General features: G+C 72.6%; 20 protein-coding genes. 9 read left to right on the forward strand and 11 right to left on the reverse strand.

What is annotated here, in order from left to right:
• Positions 1-25: 25 nt before the first annotated feature.
• Positions 26-1,261, reverse strand: a complete 1,236-nt coding sequence (locus OHS33_RS01395) for a serine hydrolase domain-containing protein (protein ID WP_330328520.1) — start codon at positions 1,259-1,261, stop codon at positions 26-28.
• A gap of 103 nt (positions 1,262-1,364) precedes the next feature.
• Between OHS33_RS01395 and OHS33_RS01400 the strand changes: the two genes are divergently transcribed.
• Complete coding sequence (locus OHS33_RS01400; RefSeq protein ID WP_330328521.1) at positions 1,365-1,790, forward strand: DUF3592 domain-containing protein; 426 nt, start codon at positions 1,365-1,367, stop codon at positions 1,788-1,790.
• A gap of 4 nt (positions 1,791-1,794) precedes the next feature.
• Here the strand turns inward: OHS33_RS01400 and OHS33_RS01405 are convergent, their stop codons facing one another.
• Entirely contained in the window at positions 1,795-2,169 is a 375-nt protein-coding gene (locus tag OHS33_RS01405; protein ID WP_330328522.1) for a cupin domain-containing protein, read from the reverse strand.
• 68 nt (positions 2,170-2,237) lie between these two features.
• Between OHS33_RS01405 and OHS33_RS01410 the strand changes: the two genes are divergently transcribed.
• Complete coding sequence (locus OHS33_RS01410) at positions 2,238-2,678, forward strand: MarR family winged helix-turn-helix transcriptional regulator (RefSeq protein ID WP_330328523.1); 441 nt, start codon at positions 2,238-2,240, stop codon at positions 2,676-2,678.
• A gap of 68 nt (positions 2,679-2,746) precedes the next feature.
• Here the strand turns inward: OHS33_RS01410 and OHS33_RS01415 are convergent, their stop codons facing one another.
• Positions 2,747-3,460, reverse strand: coding sequence for a hypothetical protein (locus OHS33_RS01415; protein WP_330328524.1), 714 nt, complete (start codon positions 3,458-3,460; stop codon positions 2,747-2,749).
• 104 nt (positions 3,461-3,564) lie between these two features.
• Between OHS33_RS01415 and OHS33_RS01420 the strand changes: the two genes are divergently transcribed.
• From OHS33_RS01420 to OHS33_RS01445, 6 genes are all read left to right on the forward strand, one after another.
• Positions 3,565-4,194 carry a TetR/AcrR family transcriptional regulator gene (locus OHS33_RS01420; protein WP_330328525.1) on the forward strand — a complete coding sequence of 210 codons (630 nt, stop codon included), beginning with the start codon at positions 3,565-3,567 and terminating at the stop codon, positions 4,192-4,194.
• A 228-nt stretch (positions 4,195-4,422) separates the two neighbouring features.
• Entirely contained in the window at positions 4,423-5,586 is a 1,164-nt protein-coding gene (locus tag OHS33_RS01425; RefSeq protein WP_330328526.1) for an agmatine deiminase family protein, read from the forward strand.
• A gap of 163 nt (positions 5,587-5,749) precedes the next feature.
• Positions 5,750-7,171: a DUF11 domain-containing protein gene (locus OHS33_RS01430; RefSeq protein WP_330328527.1), complete on the forward strand. Its 1,422-nt coding sequence runs from the start codon at positions 5,750-5,752 to the stop codon at positions 7,169-7,171.
• Between the two features lie 63 nt (positions 7,172-7,234).
• Positions 7,235-9,394: a DUF7507 domain-containing protein gene (locus tag OHS33_RS01435; RefSeq protein WP_330328528.1), complete on the forward strand. Its 2,160-nt coding sequence runs from the start codon at positions 7,235-7,237 to the stop codon at positions 9,392-9,394.
• Positions 9,395-9,478: 84 nt separating this feature from the next.
• Entirely contained in the window at positions 9,479-11,569 is a 2,091-nt protein-coding gene (locus OHS33_RS01440) for a DUF11 domain-containing protein (RefSeq protein ID WP_330328529.1), read from the forward strand.
• A gap of 154 nt (positions 11,570-11,723) precedes the next feature.
• The gene (locus OHS33_RS01445) at positions 11,724-12,989 is read left to right on the forward strand and encodes a serine hydrolase domain-containing protein (RefSeq protein ID WP_330328530.1); all 1,266 of its coding nucleotides are present in this window, start codon (positions 11,724-11,726) and stop codon (positions 12,987-12,989) included.
• 33 nt (positions 12,990-13,022) lie between these two features.
• Here the strand turns inward: OHS33_RS01445 and OHS33_RS01450 are convergent, their stop codons facing one another.
• The 5 genes from OHS33_RS01450 to OHS33_RS01470 all read right to left on the reverse strand — a co-directional run bounded on the left by OHS33_RS01450 (position 13,023) and on the right by OHS33_RS01470 (position 17,480).
• Complete coding sequence (locus OHS33_RS01450) at positions 13,023-14,027, reverse strand: DUF4872 domain-containing protein (protein ID WP_330328531.1); 1,005 nt, start codon at positions 14,025-14,027, stop codon at positions 13,023-13,025.
• 88 nt (positions 14,028-14,115) lie between these two features.
• Positions 14,116-14,286, reverse strand: coding sequence for a hypothetical protein (locus OHS33_RS39770; RefSeq protein WP_443065180.1), 171 nt, complete (start codon positions 14,284-14,286; stop codon positions 14,116-14,118).
• Between the two features lie 100 nt (positions 14,287-14,386).
• Entirely contained in the window at positions 14,387-15,505 is a 1,119-nt protein-coding gene (locus OHS33_RS01460) for a type III polyketide synthase (protein WP_330328532.1), read from the reverse strand.
• Between the two features lie 13 nt (positions 15,506-15,518).
• Complete coding sequence (locus tag OHS33_RS01465; protein ID WP_330328533.1) at positions 15,519-16,826, reverse strand: cytochrome P450; 1,308 nt, start codon at positions 16,824-16,826, stop codon at positions 15,519-15,521.
• A 114-nt stretch (positions 16,827-16,940) separates the two neighbouring features.
• Complete coding sequence (locus OHS33_RS01470; protein ID WP_330328534.1) at positions 16,941-17,480, reverse strand: hypothetical protein; 540 nt, start codon at positions 17,478-17,480, stop codon at positions 16,941-16,943.
• Between the two features lie 86 nt (positions 17,481-17,566).
• Here OHS33_RS01470 and OHS33_RS01475 point away from each other — a divergent pair, with 86 nt between their 5' ends.
• Complete coding sequence (locus OHS33_RS01475) at positions 17,567-17,983, forward strand: hypothetical protein (protein ID WP_330328535.1); 417 nt, start codon at positions 17,567-17,569, stop codon at positions 17,981-17,983.
• Here OHS33_RS01475 and OHS33_RS01480 read toward each other — a convergent pair.
• Genes OHS33_RS01480 through OHS33_RS01490 form a run of 3 tightly spaced genes read right to left on the reverse strand, consistent with a single transcriptional unit; the run spans position 17,970 to position 19,917 of the window.
• Complete coding sequence (locus OHS33_RS01480; protein ID WP_330328536.1) at positions 17,970-18,635, reverse strand: phosphatase PAP2 family protein; 666 nt, start codon at positions 18,633-18,635, stop codon at positions 17,970-17,972. The two genes, OHS33_RS01475 and OHS33_RS01480, sit on opposite strands and share 14 nt — an antisense overlap.
• Positions 18,632-19,249, reverse strand: a complete 618-nt coding sequence (locus tag OHS33_RS01485) for a phosphatase PAP2 family protein (protein ID WP_330328537.1) — start codon at positions 19,247-19,249, stop codon at positions 18,632-18,634. Before OHS33_RS01485 ends, OHS33_RS01480 begins: the two co-directional genes overlap by 4 nt.
• Positions 19,249-19,917, reverse strand: coding sequence for a DedA family protein (locus OHS33_RS01490; protein WP_330328538.1), 669 nt, complete (start codon positions 19,915-19,917; stop codon positions 19,249-19,251). Before OHS33_RS01490 ends, OHS33_RS01485 begins: the two co-directional genes overlap by 1 nt.
• Positions 19,918-19,983: the final 66 nt, after the last annotated feature.

The following is a 19,983-nucleotide window of genomic DNA, read 5'->3' on the forward strand; positions in this document are numbered from 1 at the left end:
CCATCCCGGGAGAAAGCCGCGGCCGTCAGCGCATCTTGAGCGGGTGTCCGGGGGCGAGCGCGTCGGAGATGCGTTCGGCGATGGTCTGGGCCGAGTTGCCCTGGGGGCTCTTGGGGCCCTGCGTCACGCTGACGGAGATCGCCAGCTTCTGCGCCGGGAGATAGGCCTGGATGGCCGCGTAGCCGGAGAAGGACGGGTTCGTCAGGATCCAGCCGTTGACGACGATCAGTCCCAGCCCGAAGTGGTGGGCCGCCGTGTTGGTCAGCTGGCAGACGGTGGCCGGGCAGGTGGACGTCGCGTGGCCGAGGCCGATGGTGCCCGGGTCGAGCTGGGTCTTGAAGGACTGCGCGGACAGCAGCTTCCCGGTCCCGATGCCCCGCGCGGACCGGTCGAGGTCGCAGATGTTCTGGACGAGGACGGCGCCGGGAGCGGTGGTCCACGACGGGTTCCAGAAGGTGGATTCCTCGTAGGTGCCGCGTTCGGAGGTGAAGGCGTGCTGGACGGGTTCCGGGATCTGCGGGGTGCTCTGGTTGGTGGTCTCGGTCAGCCCGAGCGGTTTCATCACGCGCTCCGACAGCAGCCGGTCCAGCGGGAGTCCGCTGATCTTCTCCAACGCGGCGCCGAGGAGTGCGAAGTTGGCGTGCGAGTAGCTCCAGTTGGTCCCCGGCTCGTACAGCAGCGGTTTGCCCGTTACGAGGCCCGTGACCTGGGCCGGAGTCCACGCGCGGAAGGGTGCGGCTTCGAGTTCCTTGAGGAAGGTGGGGTCCGTGACGTAGTCGTGCAGGCCGGAGGTGGAATCGGCGAGCATCCGCAGGGTTATCTCCGAGCCGTGCGGCAGGTCCGGCAGCCAGCGGGCCACCGGGTCGTCGAGCGAGGCCTTGCCCTGCTCGACGAGCTGCAGCAGTACGTCGCCCATGTAGACGATGGCCACGGAACCCGTCCGGAAGTGCATCGACGGATCGGCCGGGACGCCGGTCATCGATTCCCCGAGGGCCGTGGTGAGCACGTCCCGGTCACCGGAGGAGACCTTCAGGATCACCGAGTTCAGGCCGAACTCCCGCTGCGCCTGCCGGGCGATGGCGAGGACCTTCCGGGCATCGCCCTGGGCGGGGCCGGGCGAGCTGACGCAGGCTTCAGCTGAAGGAGCGGCCGCCGCCGATGGCGATGGCGACGCCGACGCCGGACTGACGAACGCACCGGCTGGGAGGGTTGCGCCCAGCACGCCGGCGATGCACAGCATGACCGTACGAGTACGCCTCATCCCCTCAGTATGGGCAGGCCCCGCGCACTCCGCGCGGCGTGACGGTGGACACCACGGCCGCCCCGTCCGCAACCAACACCCCCACGCGCGCGTCGGACCCCCCATGGAACGTGAATGGCTCTTCTCGCTCATCCCGCTGACGATCGGCGCGCTCTTCCTCTGCTTCGGCGTGTACGGACTCCGCCGCGCCGGCGCGTTGCGGCGCGACGGAGTCACCGCCCGGGCCTGGATCGTCCGTCACGATGCCCGGCGGGACGACGAGGGGGCCACGTTCCATTACCCGGTCGCGGCCTGGACGACCCCGGACGGGCGGGCGTGCGAGTACGCGTCCCGCTTCGGGCGGGGTTCCGTCGGATCCCGTGCCCGCGTGGGGTCCTCCGTCCTGGTGCGCTACGACCCGGAGGACCCCCGGCGGTTCGCGATCCAGGGCTGGGACACCCCCGCCGTCGACCGGCTGTTCACCGTCCTGGGCGCCCTGCTCACGTCCGGCACCCTGACCGCACTGCTCGTCCGGCTACTGACCCCCTGAGCGGCTACTGGGCCCAGGGCGGTGTGATGGTGGCGCCGTCGGCCAGTTTCGCGGTGAGCCCGGCGCGGGTGGTGACCCACATGTGGGCGGGCTCGTCGGTGGTGTTGGCGACCCCGAGCGTGGAGCCGGCCGGCGCCACCGCCGCGTCACCGGCGCCGAGTTCGGCGCTGTCACCGTCGATGGTGAGCCGGAGGCGGCCGGAGAGGACGTAGAAGGTCTCCTCGGCGCTGATCGTGTGGGCCGGAGCCACCATCGCGGCCGGGATCTCGACGCGCCAGGCGGCGAGGTCGCGGCTGCCGGTGTCCGTGCGGACGTAGGAAACGAACCGGCCACCGTGGATCTCGTGCACCACGGCCTCGTCACTGCGGATGAACGGCATGCCAGCCTCCATGTAGACAAGTAGCTTGTCCACATAGACAAGCAGCTTGACGAGTTATAGTCAAGGTCATGGATGACGCCCTCGCCTTCTCCGCACTCGTACTGGCCCTCTCCGGACAGCTGGTACAGGAGATCCACACCCGTGTGATCCACCAGGGGTTCGAGGACCTGCGACCAGCTCACGGCTTCGCCTTCGCCCGCATTTCCCACGGCGACGCCACCACGGCCGATCTGGCCGAACACCTGGGCGTGACCAAGCAGGCCGCCGCCCAGCTGGTCGAAGAGCTGGTCCGCAAGGGGTACGTGGAGCGGCATCCGCACCCGCGCGACGCCCGCGCCCGCCTCCTGGGGCTGACCGGGACCGGCTGGGCCGCCACGCGCGCCGCCGACGGGGCGGCCCGGGCCGCCGTCGCGCCGTGGCGGGAAACCCTGGGCGAGGCGCGCTTCGGCGCGCTCGTCGCCGACCTGACCCGCATCACACCGCCGGGCCCGGTCCGCCCCGCCTGGTGAGCGGGGTGGACCGGACCCGGGGGGCGGCCATCAGGATCGGCCGCGCAACATGTCAGCGAGTCAACGAGTCAGCGCGGCACCGATTCCGCGTCCGGCGTGCGCGCCGGGGCGGTGCCGGGGGCGGCGGACCGGCGGGGCAGGAGGCAGGTCAGGGCGCCGAGGGCGAAGCCGTACGCGGCCACCAGGCCGTGGCCGTTGGACTGGGCGAACCACAGCGTCAGGCCCAGGACGGGCGCACCGAGGGCGAGCAGCGCCTCCTTCGCGTTGACCCCGCTCCGCCCGGCCCGCAGGGCGCGCAGGAGCAGGGGCGCGGCGAGGGTCGCGGCGAGGAAGTAGGTCGCCCCGGAGCTGCCCGCGAAGTTGCGCGGGTCGGTGCTGCGGTCGCTCTGGCCGAACAGCATGTCGACGTACGTCGGCAGCAGGATTCCGGCGGTGAACAGGCCCAGCATGAGGGGGCCGCCCCAGAACCACTCCGCGAGCGCGGCGATGACGGCGATGGTGGCGATGTTCCACGCGTCGCCGGCCGGGCCGCCGTTCTGCATGAAGACCGAGGTGACGATCCGCCACCAGCCCGACCGGGCGGGGTCACTGTCGAAGGTGTCCATCGCACCCGACCAGGTCAGCTGCGTCACCAGTCCGGCGACGACGAGGGCGGTCAGCCCCACCGCCGCCCAGGGGGTGCGCCGTCCCCGCAGGGTGCCCTCGCCGAGCAGGGCCAGCGCCCCCTTGAACATCAGAACCATCAGTGCCGCCGTGGTCACGCTGAACACCAGTGCGCCCATCGTCACCACCCCCCTTCGATCCCCGTCGCTTGTCTCGGGGACGAGAGTAGCCCGACACACGGGCAAATTCAAACAGTGTTAGAAAACCGCGTTAGACTCGCCCCATGAAGCTGACGACGGAACGGATCATCGACGCGGGAATGGCGGTCTTCGCCGAATCGGGCTACCACGGCCTGTCCATGCGCAAGGTGGCACAGCGGCTCGACGCCCAGGCCGGGAGCCTCTACTACCACGTGCCCGGCAAGGACGCCCTGGTCCAGCTGATGGCGGACCGGGTCGCCCGGCAGGCGTACGAGGCGGGCACCGCGGCCCTCGCCGCGCTGGAACCCGGGGCCCCCTGGCAGGAACGCGTCGAGGCCCAGCTCGTCGCCCTGCGCCGGACCATCCGGCGCCACCCCGGCGGGGCGGTGATGCTCGCCGACAGCCCCAAGGTGCTCAGCACCGGGGCGCTGGCCCTGATGGAGCGGCTGCTGGAAACCCTGCACGAGGCGGGCGTGCCCGCGGTGGACGGCGGCATCGGCGCGGACGCCCTGCTCGGCCACGTCACCGGATTCGTCCTGCAGGAGCAGAGCGCGCCACCCGCCGTGGCCATCGGCCCCGAGGAGGCCGCCGCGCTGCACGAGCGGTTCCCGATGACCGTCGCCGCCGCCTCGGCCGTCGGCGAGGACGAGAAGTACGTCCGCAGCGTGCGGCTCCTGTGCGCGGGCCTCGGAACCCTCCTCACCCCGCCGTGAGCGGCAGGCCGGCGATGACCGCGGCGGCGGCCCGCACGCGGTTTGACTGAATGTTCAGTCAGTGGGACAGTGGCGGCACGTGGCCGCTCCGCTCTCCGTACCGAGCGGCCGTCGCCGTGCCGAGCGCGCACTCTGGTCCGTAGAGCCCGGTTTGTGGCCCTACGCCCCATCCCGCGCGCCCGCCCCGGCCGCACGCACCCCGCGGCCGGCCCACGATCGGAGTCCTCCGTGCCCTTTCCGCCCCCCACCCGCCGGACCGCCCTTCGCACCCTCGCCGGAATCGGCGCCGTCGTCGCGGGCGCCTCGGCCTGCGGCCCCTCCGCCTCCGGAGCGCGGGCCGGAGCCGTTGCCGCGCCCTCCCCGACCGCGGCGGCGGGTGGCGGGCGCCGCCTGGGCGCCGAGTGGGAGAGCCACACCCGCACCTTCATGGCCTGGCCCGCACTCAGCTCCGTCTGGAAGGAGGACCTGAGTTACGTGCGCGAGGACATCGCACGGATCGCGCGGGCCGTCGGGGACTACGAGGCGGTGGTGATGATGGCCCGGCCGGACCAGGTGGACGCGGCCCAGCGGGCCTGCGGCGCCCGGGTCGAGGTCATCCCGCTGGCCGTGGACGACCTGTGGGCGCGCGACACCGTACCGGTCTTCGTCGAGCAGGGCGGCAAGCTCATCGGCGTCGACTTCAACTTCAACGGCTGGGGCAACAAACAGGAACACAAGAACGACGGAGCGGTCGGCCGCACCCTGCTCCAGAAGTACGGCATCCCCCGCGTCCAGGCCCCCCTCGTCGCCGAGGGCGGCTCCATCGAGACCGACGGCGAGGGCACCCTGCTGATCACCGAGAGCTCGATCGTCAACGACAACCGCAACCGCGGCAAGAACCGGGACGCGGTCGAGGCGGACCTCAAAGCCACCCTGGGCGTGCAGAAGGTGGTCTGGCTGGCCGGAGTGCGCGGCCAGGACATCACCGACGCCCACGTCGACAGCCTCGTACGCTTCACCGCCCCCGGCGTCGTCCTGCTGGACCGCGCCCACCCCGACACCCCGCCGGACTCCTGGTCCCGCTCCGCCGACCAGGCCAAATCCGTCCTCTCGAAGGCGACCGACGCCCACGGCCGCCGCTTCGAGATCATCGACCTCCCCCAGCCCGACCTCAACCGCATCAAGGGCGCGGGCGACGACTTCGTCTCCACCTACGCGAACTTCTACGTGGCCAACGACGCCGTCTTCATGCCCAAGTTCGGCGACACCAAAGCCGACGACCGCGCCCGCGGCATCCTCCAGGACCACTTCCCCAAGCGCGACGTCGTCCCGGTCTCCATCGACACGATCGCCTCCGGCGGCGGCGGCATCCACTGCTCCACCCACGACCAGCCCGGCAAACCCGCCGCCTGACCGAGCGGGGGATTCGCGACGGCCCACACCTACCGCCGACGGGCTGAACTTGATCACCCATTAGCCATAAACGATCACCGTGAGGTCCTCATCATGCCTATTTGTGTGAATAGCTGACCGCACCGCTCCACCCTGAGGAGCCGGATTCTCCGAAGGGCGCCCGATGCGACGTGTCTCCCAGAACCGGCCAGGCGGGTCGTACGGGCGGGCCCTCACCGCGTTCTGCGCGGTGGCGGCCTGCTGGTGCCTGCCCCTGACGCCTTCGGCCGCGGCGGAACCCGCCCCGTCGACGCCCGCCGCGCCGGCCCCGGCCGCGGCGACTCCGGCCGCGGCGACTCCGGCCGCGGCGACTCCGGTACCGGTACCGAGCGGCTCGGACCCGGCGGTGCGTACGCCCGTACGTCCCCCCGTGGACGCGCAGGCGCCGGAGAGCGCCGATCTCGCGGTGTCGGGCGTGCTGCGGCCCGCCGTCTCCGGTGCCCCGGAGCAGCGGGAGCACTCCGCCTCCGTGGTGCGCGAAACGTTCGACTACATCGTGTCGGTCACCAACCGCGGGCCGTCCACCGCCCGGCAGGTCCGCGTCACCGACCGGCTGCCCGCTTCGCTGGAGTTCGTGTCCTCCCGCGACGGCTGCACCGCGAGCGGCAGGACGGTGGTGTGCGGGCCGTTGTCCACACTGCCGGTGGGCCTGTCCCACGCGTGGGTGATCACGGTGCGGCTGGCGGCCGACTACCGCGGGGACGGCGAGGACATCGTCAACGAGGCGATCGTCGACGCGGCGACGCCGGACCCCGATTCCCAGAACAACTCGACCTCCCTGGCGGGCCTGAAGATTCCGCCCAACACGCGCACGGCCGACCTCTCGCTCCGCAAGACGGCGGTGCTCGCGAAGGGGCGCAAGCACGTCAGGCCGGGTGAGAAGTTCACGTACCTGATCTCGGTGCACAACCAGGGCCCCGCGACGGCGCGGCAGATCACGGTCACCGACAGGCTGCCGTCCACGCTGACCCTGCTCTCCTCGCCCGACGACTGCGTGATCGCGCCGGGCGAGGACCGGCTGGTGGTGTGTCCGCCGCGCGAGCGGCTGGCCGCCGGGGAGACGGCGGAGTTCCGGATCACGGTGCGCGCCGCCACCGAGGACCGGGCCGCGCATCCCCCGGCGAGCAAGTGCACGCCCATCGACAACATCGCCCACGTCACGAGCGCGAGTTCCGATCCCGACCTGTCGGACAACTCCAACGCACCGGATACGACGGGTCCGGACGGCGGACGGCTGTGCCTGCTCCCCGCCGGGGGCGAGGAGCACCACGGCGGGAACGGAGACGACGACGGTGACGACGGTGGTGACGGCGACGACGGCGACGACGGTCACGGCGACCACCACGGCGACCACGGCCGCGAGGACCAGCACGGTCGTGAGGACCACCGCGGCGACCAGCACGGCGACCACCACGGCGGCCGCGGGGACCTGGCCGACTCCGGTGCCAAGGTCCCGGGGTGGCTGCTGTGGGCCTCGGCCTCGCTGGTGGCCGGTGGGGCGGCGCTGCGCACGGCCGCCCGCGTACGCGCACGGTCGCGGGCATGACCGCCGGTGCACCACGCCATCCACGCCATCCGTAGCGGACGAGCAGATGAGGAACACACCGGTATGACAGTGCCCAGGAGCTGGAACGACCGGGGGCGGCGGGCCGCCGTAACGGTGCTGTGCGCGGCGGCCGCCCTGCTGCTGCCGCTCGCGCCCTCGGCCACGGCCACGGACGCACCCCCGGCCCCGGCCCCGGCTGCGGCCCCGGCCGCCGTGCACCGTGGTCACGCGGACGGACGCGGCCCCCGGGCGCTCGCCTTCCCGGTCAACGAGACGTTCGACAGCTCCACCAACCTCGGCTCCATCAGCGGCAACGCGAGCTATCCGGGGAGCGGCTGGCTGCGCCTGACGCCGGCCAGCTCCACCCAGGCCGGTACCTGGAAGATGAAGGACGCCTTCCCCTCCAGCCTCGGCTTCATCGCCGAGTTCCGGTACGCCACCTACGGAGGAACCGCCTTCGACGGCAAGCGGGGTGACGGCCTGTCGTTCTACCTGACCGACGGTACGGCGACCGACGGGGTCGGCCCTTCCGGCGGCAGCCTCGGCTACGCCTGCTCGGGGCCGGTCGCATCACGCTGTACGACCTCGGGCGTACCGGGCGCCTACCTCGGCATCGGGCTGGACGAGTTCGGGAACTTCTCCTCGGCCGTGGTCGGCAACGGCGGTCCGGGCTTCCAGTCCAACAGGATCGTGGTGCGCGGCGGTGGCAACGGCTCGACGGGGTACCGCTTCGGCACGGCCGCGGACGGGCCGGACAAGACCGTGGAGACCGGCAGCCGCGACAAAGAGCGCACGGTACGCGTCTCCCTGCTGCCCAGCGGTACGAAGATGCTCCTGTCCGTGTGGTCCGACAGCGGCCCCGGGACCGCCTTGACCCAGCTCATCACCGACTTCGACGTCACGGGCATCACCGACCAGCCGAAACTGCCCGACACCCTCAAGGTGGGCTTCTCCGGGAGCACCGGCGGCGCGACGAACGCGCACGAGATCGACGACCTCAAGATCAACGTACCGGCCGACCTGACCATCACGAAGAAGGGGTCCCCGGCGACCGTGCCCGCCGGTGGCGGACCGGTGACCTACACCCTCACCGTCTCCAACAGCCAGGCCAACGAGGTCACCGGCGCCGCCGTCCGCGACACCGTGCCCGGCCTGACCGACGTGACCTGGACCTGCAAGGCCGGGACCGGCGGGACCTGCGGCGCGGCCTCCGGCACCGGGAACGCCCTGGACACGACGGCCGACTTCAAGCGGGGCGGCACGGTCACCTACACGATCACCGGTACGGCCCCGGCGCAGCCCGTGACCCTGTCCAACACGGCCACGGTGACCGCCCCGGCGGACCGTACGGACACCAACACGGCCGACAACACCGCCACCTCCCCCGACACGGTGGTGACGGCGCTCGCCGACGTGGTCGCGGAGAAGCAGGGCGTCGGGGCGGGGCCGGTCGTCCCGGGCCAGGAGTTCGACTACAAGATCACAGCGCGCAACCTGGGGCCCTCCCACACGACCTCCGTCCGCTTCTCCGACACGCTCCCCGGGCCGCTGCGGTTCGTCTCCTCCGACCGGTGCACCTCCTTCGGACAGCAGCTGACGTGCCTGAGCCGCTCCAGCCTCAACGCGGGGGACAGCTTCTCGTTCACCGTGCGCGTACGACTCGACCCGGCCTACGACGGGGACGGCTCGGACCTCGGGAACGTCGTGAGCATCCAGCACGCCGTCACCGACCCGCGGCCCGCGAACAACACCAGCGCACCCGCGCCGCCGCCCGGCGGAGTGGCGGCCGCCCGGGCCGACCTCTCGCTGGTCAAGGCCGCCGAGAGCCGCTCCCCCGTCGCGCCCGGCGAGACCTTCACCTACACGGTGACCGTGCGCAACTCGGGCCCGTCCGTGGCCCGGCAGGTCTCCGTCACGGACCCGCTGCCCACGGCGCTCTCGTTCGTCTCCTCGCCCGGCGGCTGCTCCGCGGCCGGCCAGAACGTCACCTGCGGCACGGAGGCGGTGCTGGCTCCGGGCGGAACCCGCTCGTGGACCTTCACCGTGCGCCTCGACCCGGCGTACAGCGGTGACGGCACGGCCCTGCGGAACACCGCGACCGCCCGCGCGGACACCGCCGATCCGAACCCGCTCGACAACAGCGGCTCCGACGGCGTGCCCGGCGGGCAGGTCCGCCCGCCGAGCGCCGACATCGAGCTCTCGAAGCAGGCCGTCGCAGGCTGACCTGGCCCCTCCCTTTCCCGCTCCCCCTCCTCCCCCCTTTCTCCCTTTCTCCCTTCCTCCCGCACGAAACGGAAACGATGCGCGATGACGACGACACCAGGCCGGCGGTCGGCGGTGTGGGCCATGGCTCCACTGCTCTGCGCCGCGGCCCTGTGGACCGGACCGGTCCCCGCGGCCGCCGCCCTGCCCGGCAGCGGGCACACGGTCGAGGTGACGGCACAGCGTGCCAAGGCTCCCGGTGACCTGATCACCTACACGCTGACCGCGAAGAACAAGGGCCCGTCGGTGGCCCGTAACGTCACCGCCACGGACAAGCTCCCGGCCGGGATCTCCTTCGTGGGCTCCTCCGACGGCTGCACCGCCATCGGCCAGACCGTCACCTGCGGGCCCGAGGCCCAGCTGGCCGCCAACCAGACCAAGAGCTGGAGCTTCCAGGCCAAGCTGAGTCCCTCCTACCAGGGCGACGGTTCCGATCTCGGCAACAGCGCCACCGGCAAGTCGGACGCCGTCGATCCCGATCCCGCCAACAACAAGCCGGCTCCGGTGCTGCCACCGGGACCGTTCGACCCGGTCTCTGACCTGGCCACCGTCAAGACGCCGCTCGGCGCGGGTCCGACCATTCCGGGCCAGGAGTACGAGTACGAGATCCGCACGAGCAACAAGGGTCCCTCCGACGCGCGCAACGTCAAGGTGACCGACACCCTGCCCGACGGTCTGACCTTCGTGTCCTCGGCGGACCCGTGCTCGGTGTCCGGGCGGACCGTCACCTGTGGTCCGCTGGCCCGGCTGGTCCCCGGCGCCGAGGTCGTGTGGACCTTCAAGGTGAAGCTGGACGCCGCCTACGCCGGTGACGGCAGCGACCTGCGCAACACCGCGACCTCGTCCTCCGCGTCCAAGGACCCGGAGCCCGCCGACAACACCTCGCACGCCGTGCTCCCGCCGGGCGGGGTCACCGAGCCGCAGGCCGATGTCTGGACCACGAAGCGGCCCGCCACGGACACGCCGATCGCCCCCGGGCAGACCTTCGAGTACGTGGTCACCGCGCACAACGACGGTCCGTCCCGGGCCGTGAACACCACGGTCACCGACAAGCTGCCCGCGCAGCTCACCTTCGTCTCCTCCCCCGACAGCTGCTCGGTCACCGACGGTACGGTCAGCTGCGGCCCGGTGGCCGTACTGGAGCCCACCGGGTCCAAGACCTGGCGGTTCACCGTCCGCCTCGACAGCGGATACACGGGCAACGGATCCGACATCCGCAACACGGCGACCGCCACCTCCACGACCAAGGACCCCAAGCCGGAGAACAACACGAGCAGCCCGGCGGGCCTGCCCGGCAGTACCGTCAACAAGCCGACCGCCGACCTGGCGGTGACCAAGGAGGCCGTCGGCACCAAGCCGCCGGTGCCGGGCGAGACCTTCGACTACCGGATCCGGGTCACCAACAACGGCCCGTCGGCCGACGCCTTCAACGTCAAGCTCTCCGACGCCCTCCCCGAAGGCCTCTCCTACGTGACGTCCTCGCCCGCCGGATGCACCGTCGCCGGACACCTGGTGTCGTGCAAGCGGACCAGCCCGCTCAAGGTCGGCGAAACGGTCGAGTACCTGCTCACCGTCAAGGTGGATCCCGCGTACAGCGGAGACGGCAGCGACCTGAAGAACACCGCCCAGGTGACGGCCGACAACATCGACCCCGCGAGCGGGAACGACAAGAGCACCGCGACCGTGCCCGGCGGGCACGTCACTGATCCCGCGGCGGACCTCGCCATCACCAAGAAGCCCGTCCAGACCGCCCCCGTGGCCCCGGGCGAGACCTTCGACTACGCGCTGACCGTGACCAACAACGGCCCCTCGCAGGCCGAGCAGATCACCGTCTCCGACACGCTGCCGACCGCTTTGAGCTTCGTCTCGGGCGACGCGACGTGCACCTCCGGACGGACCGTCACCTGCGGCCCGCTGCCGAGCCTCGCACCCGGAGCCTCCATGACCTGGGTGATCAAGGTGAAGCTGGATCCGGAGTACACCGGGGACGGCTCCGACATCCGCAACACCGCCACCGTCGACTCCCTCACCCACGACCCCAACACCGCGAACAACACGAGCGCGGCCGCCGGGCCGCCCGGTGGCAAGGTCAAGGACCCGACCGCGGACCTGGAGGTCGGCAAGACGACCCCCTGACCCCGTAGCGACAACCCCGACGCACACGGAACGGCCGGCGGACCCTCCAGTCCGCCGGCCGCTGCGTTGGCCGCTCCGCCGCCCCGGGCCTACGGTGGTGGGGCTGGGTTCGTACCCGGGTCCTCGGGGTCCTCGGACGACAGGAGACCGTGCGGTGAAGCCAACCCCCATCCGGCTGCGCCGGGCCTGCGCGGCTGCCGTCGCGACGGGCGTGCTCATCACCCCGCTGGCGGTGGGTTCCGCGTACGGGGCCACCTCCCCGGTACCGTCCCCCTCCGCCTCCACCTCCGCCTCCGTGTCCCCCTCCCCCTCCGCCTCGCCCTCCCCGGGCACCGGGGCGGCCTTCCCGCAGCTCACCCCGGCCGTCGCGGCGCAACTGGACGCCGCCGTGCGCCAGGTGATGCGCGAGACGAAGGTGCCGGGCGCGACCGTGGGGCTGTGGGCCCCCGGCAAGGGCAGCTACGTGAAGACCTTCGGCGTGGCGGACAAGGTGTCCGGCGACCCCATGACCACCGACCTCCGCGTCCGCCTCGGCAGCGAGACCAAGACGTTCACGGTCACCGCCCTCCTCCAGCTCGTCGACCAGGGCAAGGCCGGCCTGGACGACCCCATCGGCAGGTACATCACCGGCGTGCCGAACGGCGACCGCATCACCCTGCGCGAACTCGCGGGCATGCGCAGCGGGTTGTTCAGCTACACCTTGGACCCGGACTTCATCAAGACCTTCGAGGGCGATCCGCAGCAGGCCTTCGCACCACAGCAGTTGCTCGACTACTCCTTCAAACACCCCGTGCAGTTCGCGCCGAACGCGAAGTTCCAGTACTCCAACACCAACCTGATCCTGCTCGGTCTGGTGGTGGAGAAGGTGACCGGCCGTCCACTCCAGGACGTCATCACCCAGGACGTCCTGGAGCCCGCCGGACTGCACGACACGCTCTTCCCCACGGGCACGCAGTTCCCGGATCCGCACGCGCACGGCTACACCGACCAGACGGCCTCGGGCAAGATCGAGGACGCGACCGACTGGAACCCCTCCTGGGCCTGGGCCGCGGGCTCGATGATCTCCGACCTCCAGGACCTGCGCAGCTGGGCCCGCACCCTGGCCACCGGGACGCTGCTGACGCCCGCGACCCAGGCCGAGCGCCTGAAGACCACCCCGATGGACATCTCGGGGGACGGTTACGGGCTGGGCATCTTCAACGTCCAGGGCTGGATCGGCCACAACGGCTCACTGCCCGGGTACGAGAGCCTGACCGTCTTCCTCCCGCAGGCGCAGGCGACCATGGTCATCCTGCTCAACACCGACGTGCGCACCGACAACCAGGAGCCGAGCACGCTCTTCGGGCAGGCCGTCACCCGGATCGTGACGCCCGCCCACGTGTACCCCCGCCACGAACCGCTGGTCCCCAGGGCCGGTTGAGGGGAAGGCCGAGGGGCGGGACGAGTACGGGCGCTACTTCTGCAGCGCCTTGACCGCCTGGCCCTCCCGTTCGAGGCAGCGGTCCACGTGCTCCGCACACGCGTCGAAGAGGGCGCCGCGCCCTTCGGCGTCGGCCTCCGCGTCGGCGTCCCGGGCCAGCGCGGCCAGGTCCGACCAGTGGCGGGCGGATTCCCGGAAGAGCCCGGCCGCCTCGGGGTGCCCGACGAGGTCGAGGAAGTCCGCGTACAGCGGCCGGGTGGCGCCCGGGGCGGTCCACTCCTCTTCCAGGCAGGCGTACAGCCGCCCGGTGCCCGCGCGGAACGCCTCCGGGGAGCCGCCGAACCGGCGCTCCCAGCCCTTCCCGGTGGTCCGGTCGCGCAGCTGCGCGGCGAACCTCTCCATCCCGGTGAAGCCGAAGTTCACGTCGAAGTGATTGCCGAGGACCGGCCCGGTGAGGTGGGTGACGGTCGAGGCGATGGCGCCCGCCACGTCCGGCTCCCCCTCGGGCGGCCCGGTGGGCACGATCAGCTGGTGGCGGCCCTTGCGGTGCGCGGTCCAGGCCGCTCCGAACTCCTCGCGGTCGATCCGGTGCGGGGACTCGGCGCCGTCGTCGATCAGCAGGTCGTCGCCGTCGTACCCGGCGATGACGACGGTGTACGGGTCGGCGCCGGTCATCTCGGCGGCCGGGTCGCTCTCGTGCCAGGGCAGGGAGGAGCGGTCGACGACGCAGAAGGCGGGCTGTCCCTCGTCCAGCGCCGCCCGGACCCGGCCCCAGCGGGGCTTCATCGCGCGGGTGGCGTCGTACGGGACCCCCAGGCGGCCGAGCGCGACCTGTACCCAGGGCTCGGGGTGGGCCTGGGCCACGATGGTGGGGATGGGCGTGCGGCCCTCGTACTCGAAGACGAAGTACATGAAGCCGATGCCCCCGGCCAGGCCCGCGACGAGTTCCTCGTCGTGGGCGCTGCCCAGGGCGTGCCGGATCAGGGAGGCTTCCCGATGGCGTCCGGTGGCGAAGTCTTCGTACACGAGCACAGTCATGCGATCAGCGTAGCCGCGTCCCGGGGCGGGCCCGACCCACGGGTCCGGGGGCCCGTGGAACCCGGCAGGACGAACGCATGACCGAGGTTCAGGCGCGCTGGCGCGCTGCGCGCTCCCGGACCAGTTCCTCGACCGCGCTCGGGAGGGTCGTCTCGAAGTCGATCAGCTTCGCCCAGGTCGGCGTGACCACGATCCGGACCATGCCGTCGTAGAGCGAGCGCACCTCGGCCTCCCACACGACGCGCTGCTCGGGGGTCATCGTGTAGGTGCCGTTGGCCTGGAGGAACTCCTCGGGGATGCCCTCGACGACGTCCAGTTCGGCCCGGCCGCGCAGGAGCAGGATCTTCGGGGGGCGGTGGTCAGGCGCCGCCGACGGGGACGGCCGTGCGCGTGGGCCGGTCCCGCCGCGCCGCGACCGGCGGTTCGCCCCGGCCGTCGTGCCAGCGCCCCAGCGCGATCTCCGCCGTGATGCCCGGCCCGAAGCCCGCGATCAGGCCGCGCGCCGCGTGCGCGGCGCCGCCGTCCTCGAAGAAGCGGTCCAGCGCGTCGAAGACGACGGCGCTGGCGATGTTCCCGCGCTCGGTGAGCGTGGCCCGGCTGTAGCGGAACATCGCGGACGGCAGCCCGAGGTGCGCGCACAGGTCGTCCAGGATCCGGGGCCCGCCCGCGTGCACGATGTAAAAGTCCAGCCGGGACACGTCCCATGACCGCCGTGCGCCCATGGCGTCCATCGCGGGGGCCAGTTGGGCCATCGTGCCGGGGACCCGCTTGTCGAGCATGAAGTGGAATCCGGTGTCGCGCACGTCGTAGGAGATCCAGTCCTCGGTGTCCGGCACCAGGTGCGATCCGTTGTGTTCCAGCAGCACGCCCCGGCCGCCCTGCCCACGCACCACGGCGGCGGCCACCGCGTCGCCGAAGAGGCCGTTGGAAAGCAGGTTCCCGACGTCCAGGTCGGCGGGCTGGTAGCACAGGGAGCAGAATTCGCACGCGACGATCAGGACGTTCGCCTCGGGGTAGGCGAGGCAGAAGTCGTGCGCGCGCCCCACCGCCGCTCCCCCGGCGGCGCAGCCCAGCTGGGCGATCGGCAGCTGGCGGGTCTGCGGCCGGAAGCCCATCGTGTTGATGAGCCAGGCCGTGAGCGAGGGCATCATGAAGCCGGTGCAGGAGACGTAGACGATCATGTCGATGTCCTCGGGCCCGAGGTCCGCGTGGGCCAGCGCCCGGCGCACGGTCTCCGGCACCCGGGCCTTCGCCTCGGCCGCGTAGACGGCGTTGCGGGCGGTGAATCCGGGGTGCTCCAGCGTGGCTTCGATGGGCTGCACGAGGTGCCGGGTGAGCACTCCGGTGTTCTCGATCAGCCGTAACGCCAGGTCGAGTCGAGGGTGTCCGGCGTGCAGCCGCCGGGCCAGGCCGAGGGTTTCCTCCAGGGTGATGACGTGCTCGGGGACGGTGACGGCGGGGCGGCAGAGAATGGCCATGGGGTGGGAATCCTTACCAGGTGACCGGCAGTTCGAGGGGGAAGCGCCAGATCGACTCGGTGTTCCACCGCACGTCCGCGGCGGGCACCGCGAGCCGGAGCCCGGGGAAGCGGTCCAGCAGTGTGCCGACGGAGACCTGGAGGACCATCCGGGCCAGGTGCGCTCCCAGGCAGTGGTGGCTGCCGTAGCCGAAGGCCATGTGCGGCGCCGATTCGGTCCGTTCGAAGTCGAGTTCGTCGGGCCGCTCGTAGACCAGTTCGTCCCGGTTGGCCGTCAGGTAGGAGACCTGGACGGTGTCACCGGCCCGGATCAGTACACCGTCGAGTTCGACGTCCTCCAGGGCGACCCGGGGGATGCCGACGCCCTGGCGGAAGGGGATGAACCGCAGCAGTTCCTCCAGCGCCTGCGGGAGCAGCGCGGGGCGGGCGCGCAACTGGCCCAGCTGGGCCGGGTGGGTGAGCAGGGTGTAGACGATGTTGCCGATGTCGTAGGTGGTGGTGTCGTGCCCGGTGACCACCAACAGCATGGTCAGCACGGCGAGTTCGCCCTCCTCCAGCACCTCGTCCCCGAGCCGCGCCGTGGCCAGTGCGCTGATCAGGTCGGGGCCGGGGCTGCGGCGCCTGGCGAGGGAGAGTTCACCGAAGTACGCGCGCAGCGCCGTCTTGGCCTCGACTGCGGCGGCCTTTCCGTCGGGCCGCATCGACATCATGGCGCCGGCCCAGCGGCGCAGCTTCGGCCGGTCCGCCTCGGGCACGTCCATCAGCTGACAGATCGTCATCAGCGGGATCCGGTCGGCGAGGAGCCCGGCCACGTCCGCCCGTCCGCTCGCGGTCACGGCCGCCGCCATCTCGTCCAGCAGGGTGTCCACGGTCGCCTGGACCCACGGCCGCAGGGCCTCCACCTGCGGGGTGGTGAAGGCGCCGATGACTAGCCGGCGGACGCGGTTCAGGCCCGGCGGGTCCATGAGGTTGATCGCCTCGTCCTGGGCGATGGGCGCCGGGGTGATGCGCGGGAAGTCCTTGCCGACGAGCGCGGCGCGGCTGAAGCGGCGGTCGGAGGTGACGGTGCGGACGTCCGCGTACCGGGTCACCAGCCAGCAGTCGCCCTCCCCGTAGGGCATGGCGATGCGGGTGATCGGCGCCTCCGTGCGCAGCCGGGTCATGAAGGGGTCGGGCTCCAGGGCCACCTCGTGGCGGAACGGGCAGGTGCGTACGGTCTCGGGCCCGGCGAGGTCGGCGCCCGCGGCGGTTGCCGGGTCGGCTTGGGCGGTGGCGGCCGGGTCGGCGGGGGCGGCCGGGGGTGTGGTGTCGGCGTGGGTCATCCGGGGCATTCCTTGTCGGTGCGGCGGGGTCCGGGCCGCGGCGCATGGGGCCGGACCGATGGTGCGGTGATCCGAACGATCACCCGCAGGGGTGACGGGCCTCGGCCCGTGGGTTCACTCCGCTGTGGCCCCGGGGCGCGGTACGAGCGCGGTGGCCCGGCCGTCGCCGTCGCGCACGATGTCGAGGAGCCCCACCACGGCGGCCCGGTCCAGGGGGCCGCGCACCCTGGAAAGCAGGGTTCCCGGCCGGCCGGACAGGGGTGAGCCGGGGGCGGGCGGGACCCAGTCGAGCCGGGCGCCGAGCCGGTCCTCGTCGAGGACGGAGCGGCCTCGGGGAAGTGGGGTGCGTTTCCGCGTCGTCCGGTGCGGTGCCTCGCAAGGCGGAGCAGTGCCCGTGTACTGGACGTACTCGGGTGCTGCGACAACGCGGCGAGGCGCCGTGCCGGGCGGCGCGGGGACGTGCCCCACTTCCCCGAGGCCGCTCAGGGCGACCAGCGGTCCGGCCACGGCCCGGTGGAAGCGGCTCGCCGCGGCGAGGGCGGATAACTCGTCCGCCGTGCAGTGCACGGTGCCGTCGGTCGCCAAGGTCGCCGGTTCATACGGTCGTTCGGGGGCGTCGAGCCAGCGCGACAGTGCGGCGATGTGGAAGATCATGCGCCCGTTATAGCGGTCGGCCGCACCCCTTCCGCTCGCTCCGCCCCGCCGTCTTACGCCGCTCCGGCCCGGCGGATAATGGGCCCATGACCCTCCAGGAAGGCCAGCGGGTACAGCTCGCGGCGGACATCAGACTCACCGAATGGGTCGCGGTGGCAGACGGCCCCTCGACCGGCCCCTCGGCCGACCCCTCGGCGCCGACGGGCACCGTCGCCGGATCCCCGTCCCTCGCGGCGGGCACCCCGGGCACCGTGGACCGCGTGGTCACCCGCGACGAACAGAGCCCGGAGGCGGGCGAGTACCTCCGGCTCTCCTCGCTCCTCGACTCCTACGGCCACGAGATGCCCCCGGCGAGCAGGCAGCAGCTGGAGGAGAAGGTCGGTTCCCTGGAACCCGCCTGGACCGCCTACCAGGAGCAGCGGCTGCGCGCGACGGTCCGGGTCCGCTTCGACAACGGGTTCATCCTCGACGACGCCCCCGAACACATCTTCACCCCGGCCTGACCGGAGCCGGGGGCCGGGCGCCGGTGCGGCGCAGGTACGCGCATGCGAGGAGCGCGAGCCACGCCGTGGCGAAGAGCCAGCCGCCGATCACATCGCTGAACCAGTGGACGCCGAGGTAGACCCGGGTGAGGCCGACCGCCGCTCCCCAGAGCGCGATGAGCACGACGGCGGTGCGGGGCGGCCGCGCGTCACGCAGGAGCAGTGCGGCGATCAGGAGCCCGGCGGTCATCGCGGCGGTGGCGGTGTGGCCCGAGGGGAAGGACCAGCCCGAAGCCTGCGCGGCCCAGTCGGCGGCCGGGGGCCGCGGGCGGGCGACCAGTGCCATGACCCCGTAGCGCAGGGCCTGGCCCGCGCCGAGGCACAGCGGCAGCGCGACGGCCGTGAGCGCGCGCTGCCGGGTGGTGCGGCCCGCGTACCACCCGGCCGCGAGGAGCAGGACGTACGGGATCAACCCGGTTCCGGTGTCGGTGAGCGCGCGGGCGAGCGCCGCGGCGACGGCCGGGCGGTGGCCCACGGACCAGCGGTGCAGGCCCGCGTCGGCGGGCAGCAGGTGCTGCGGGGCGCGCACGACCCACACCGTGAGCAGGGCGAAGAGCGCCGCCGAGGCCACGGCCGACCACCCGGCGCGGCGGGCGGCGCCGGTACGGGTCACGCGGTGGCCAGCAGCGGGCGCAGCGGGCCGCGCTTCAGCCGGTCGGCCAGCGCGCCCTGGCGGCGCCGGACGGCCCGGGCCGCGGCCGCGGCGACCGCGGCGCCGACCAGGCATCCGGCCAGCGCGTCGTGCGGGTAGTGCGCGCCCACCCACACCCGGGAGGCGGCCATCAGGACCGCCGCGGCCAGGGCCACGGCGCCGAGCCTGCGCGACACGAACAGGAGCGCGACGGCGGCCGCGGCGGCGAGGGCGGCGTGGTTGCTGGGGAAGGACCAGTCACCGGGAGCGGGGCACGCTTCCAGCGTCGGCAGGTGCAGGCTCCGGCAGGGCCGGTCCTCGCGCACGACGAGTTTCAGCAGCGAGTCGACGCCGAAGGCGAGGACGGTGATCAGCGGGACCGCGAGGGCGGTGACCACCGTGGGGGTGCCCGCGCGCCGGGCCCGCCACCAGGCCGCGGCCATCAGCAGGGCGAAGAACGCGAGGCCGTAGGCCGACCAGGCCGAGACGAGGGTGTCCAGCCAGCCGGGCGCGCCGTGGGCGAGGCCGGTCACCTCGACGTAGGCGGGGCCGTCGACGGTCGAGCCGTCGTAGGCGGGGGCGTACGCGGGGGTCATCAAACGGATCCGTTCTGCTGCTTGCCGGTCCGCCGGGAGCGGAGCAGTTCGATCGCCAGGGGCAGGAGGGACACGGCGACGATGACGGCGACGAGCGGCAGCAGGTAGCGGTCGACGTTGGGCACGGAGGAGCCGAGCGCGTATCCGGCGAGCACCAGGCCCACCGTCCAGGCCAGGCCGCCGACGACCTGCCACAGGGTGAAGACGCGGGCCGGGATGTTCAGGGCCCCGGCGAGCGGGTTGAGGACCGTACGCACCACGGGTACGAAGCGGGCCAGCACGATCGCCTTGGCGTGCCCGTACCGCTCCAGCAGTTCCTCGGCGCGCTCGGCGCCCTCGTGCAGCCGCTTGGACCGGCTGCGGCCGAGGAGGGCTCCGCCCGCGCGGCGGCCGATCAGGTAGCCGCACTGGGCCCCGGCCAGCGCGCCGGCCACCGAGGCGGCCAGGACCAGCGGGAGCGACAGCGTCGTGGCGTCGCCCGCCGAACCGGCGCACAGCAGTCCGGCCGTGAAGAGGAGCGAGTCGCCCGGCAGGAAGAAGCCGACCAGCAGTCCGGTCTCCGCGAACATCACCACCGCGATGCCCACCACACCGAAGGCGGCCAGGAGCGAATGCGCGTCGAGCAGGTTGACCGCGAGGGTGGTCGCGGACGCGGCGGAAGCGGCCATGGACGGGCCTCTCAGGGGAATCGGGCGGCGGACGGGCGGGCACCGGCCGGGCGGCGGCGGGCAGCC

Origin of the sequence: Streptomyces sp. NBC_00536 (assembly GCF_036346295.1) — a bacterium.
GTDB lineage: Bacteria > Actinomycetota > Actinomycetes > Streptomycetales > Streptomycetaceae > Streptomyces.

Bases quoted from the DNA above. Each gene is read 5' to 3' on its own strand.
- OHS33_RS01395 (WP_330328520.1), bottom strand. From the start codon at position 1,261: ATGAGGCGTACTCGTACGGTCATGCTGTGCATCGCCGGCGTGCTGGGC.
- OHS33_RS01400 (WP_330328521.1), top strand. From the start codon at position 1,365: ATGGAACGTGAATGGCTCTTCTCGCTCATCCCGCTGACGATCGGCGCG.
- OHS33_RS01405 (WP_330328522.1), bottom strand. From the start codon at position 2,169: ATGCCGTTCATCCGCAGTGACGAGGCCGTGGTGCACGAGATCCACGGT.
- OHS33_RS01410 (WP_330328523.1), top strand. From the start codon at position 2,238: ATGGATGACGCCCTCGCCTTCTCCGCACTCGTACTGGCCCTCTCCGGA.
- OHS33_RS01415 (WP_330328524.1), bottom strand. From the start codon at position 3,460: ATGGGCGCACTGGTGTTCAGCGTGACCACGGCGGCACTGATGGTTCTG.
- OHS33_RS01420 (WP_330328525.1), top strand. From the start codon at position 3,565: ATGAAGCTGACGACGGAACGGATCATCGACGCGGGAATGGCGGTCTTC.
- OHS33_RS01430 (WP_330328527.1), top strand. From the start codon at position 5,750: ATGCGACGTGTCTCCCAGAACCGGCCAGGCGGGTCGTACGGGCGGGCC.
- OHS33_RS01435 (WP_330328528.1), top strand. From the start codon at position 7,235: ATGACAGTGCCCAGGAGCTGGAACGACCGGGGGCGGCGGGCCGCCGTA.
- OHS33_RS01440 (WP_330328529.1), top strand. From the start codon at position 9,479: ATGACGACGACACCAGGCCGGCGGTCGGCGGTGTGGGCCATGGCTCCA.
- OHS33_RS01450 (WP_330328531.1), bottom strand. From the start codon at position 14,027: ATGACTGTGCTCGTGTACGAAGACTTCGCCACCGGACGCCATCGGGAA.
- OHS33_RS39770 (WP_443065180.1), bottom strand. From the start codon at position 14,286: ATGACCCCCGAGCAGCGCGTCGTGTGGGAGGCCGAGGTGCGCTCGCTC.
- OHS33_RS01460 (WP_330328532.1), bottom strand. From the start codon at position 15,505: ATGGCCATTCTCTGCCGCCCCGCCGTCACCGTCCCCGAGCACGTCATC.
- OHS33_RS01465 (WP_330328533.1), bottom strand. From the start codon at position 16,826: ATGACCCACGCCGACACCACACCCCCGGCCGCCCCCGCCGACCCGGCC.
- OHS33_RS01470 (WP_330328534.1), bottom strand. From the start codon at position 17,480: ATGATCTTCCACATCGCCGCACTGTCGCGCTGGCTCGACGCCCCCGAA.
- OHS33_RS01475 (WP_330328535.1), top strand. From the start codon at position 17,567: ATGACCCTCCAGGAAGGCCAGCGGGTACAGCTCGCGGCGGACATCAGA.
- OHS33_RS01485 (WP_330328537.1), bottom strand. From the start codon at position 19,249: ATGACCCCCGCGTACGCCCCCGCCTACGACGGCTCGACCGTCGACGGC.
- OHS33_RS01490 (WP_330328538.1), bottom strand. From the start codon at position 19,917: ATGGCCGCTTCCGCCGCGTCCGCGACCACCCTCGCGGTCAACCTGCTC.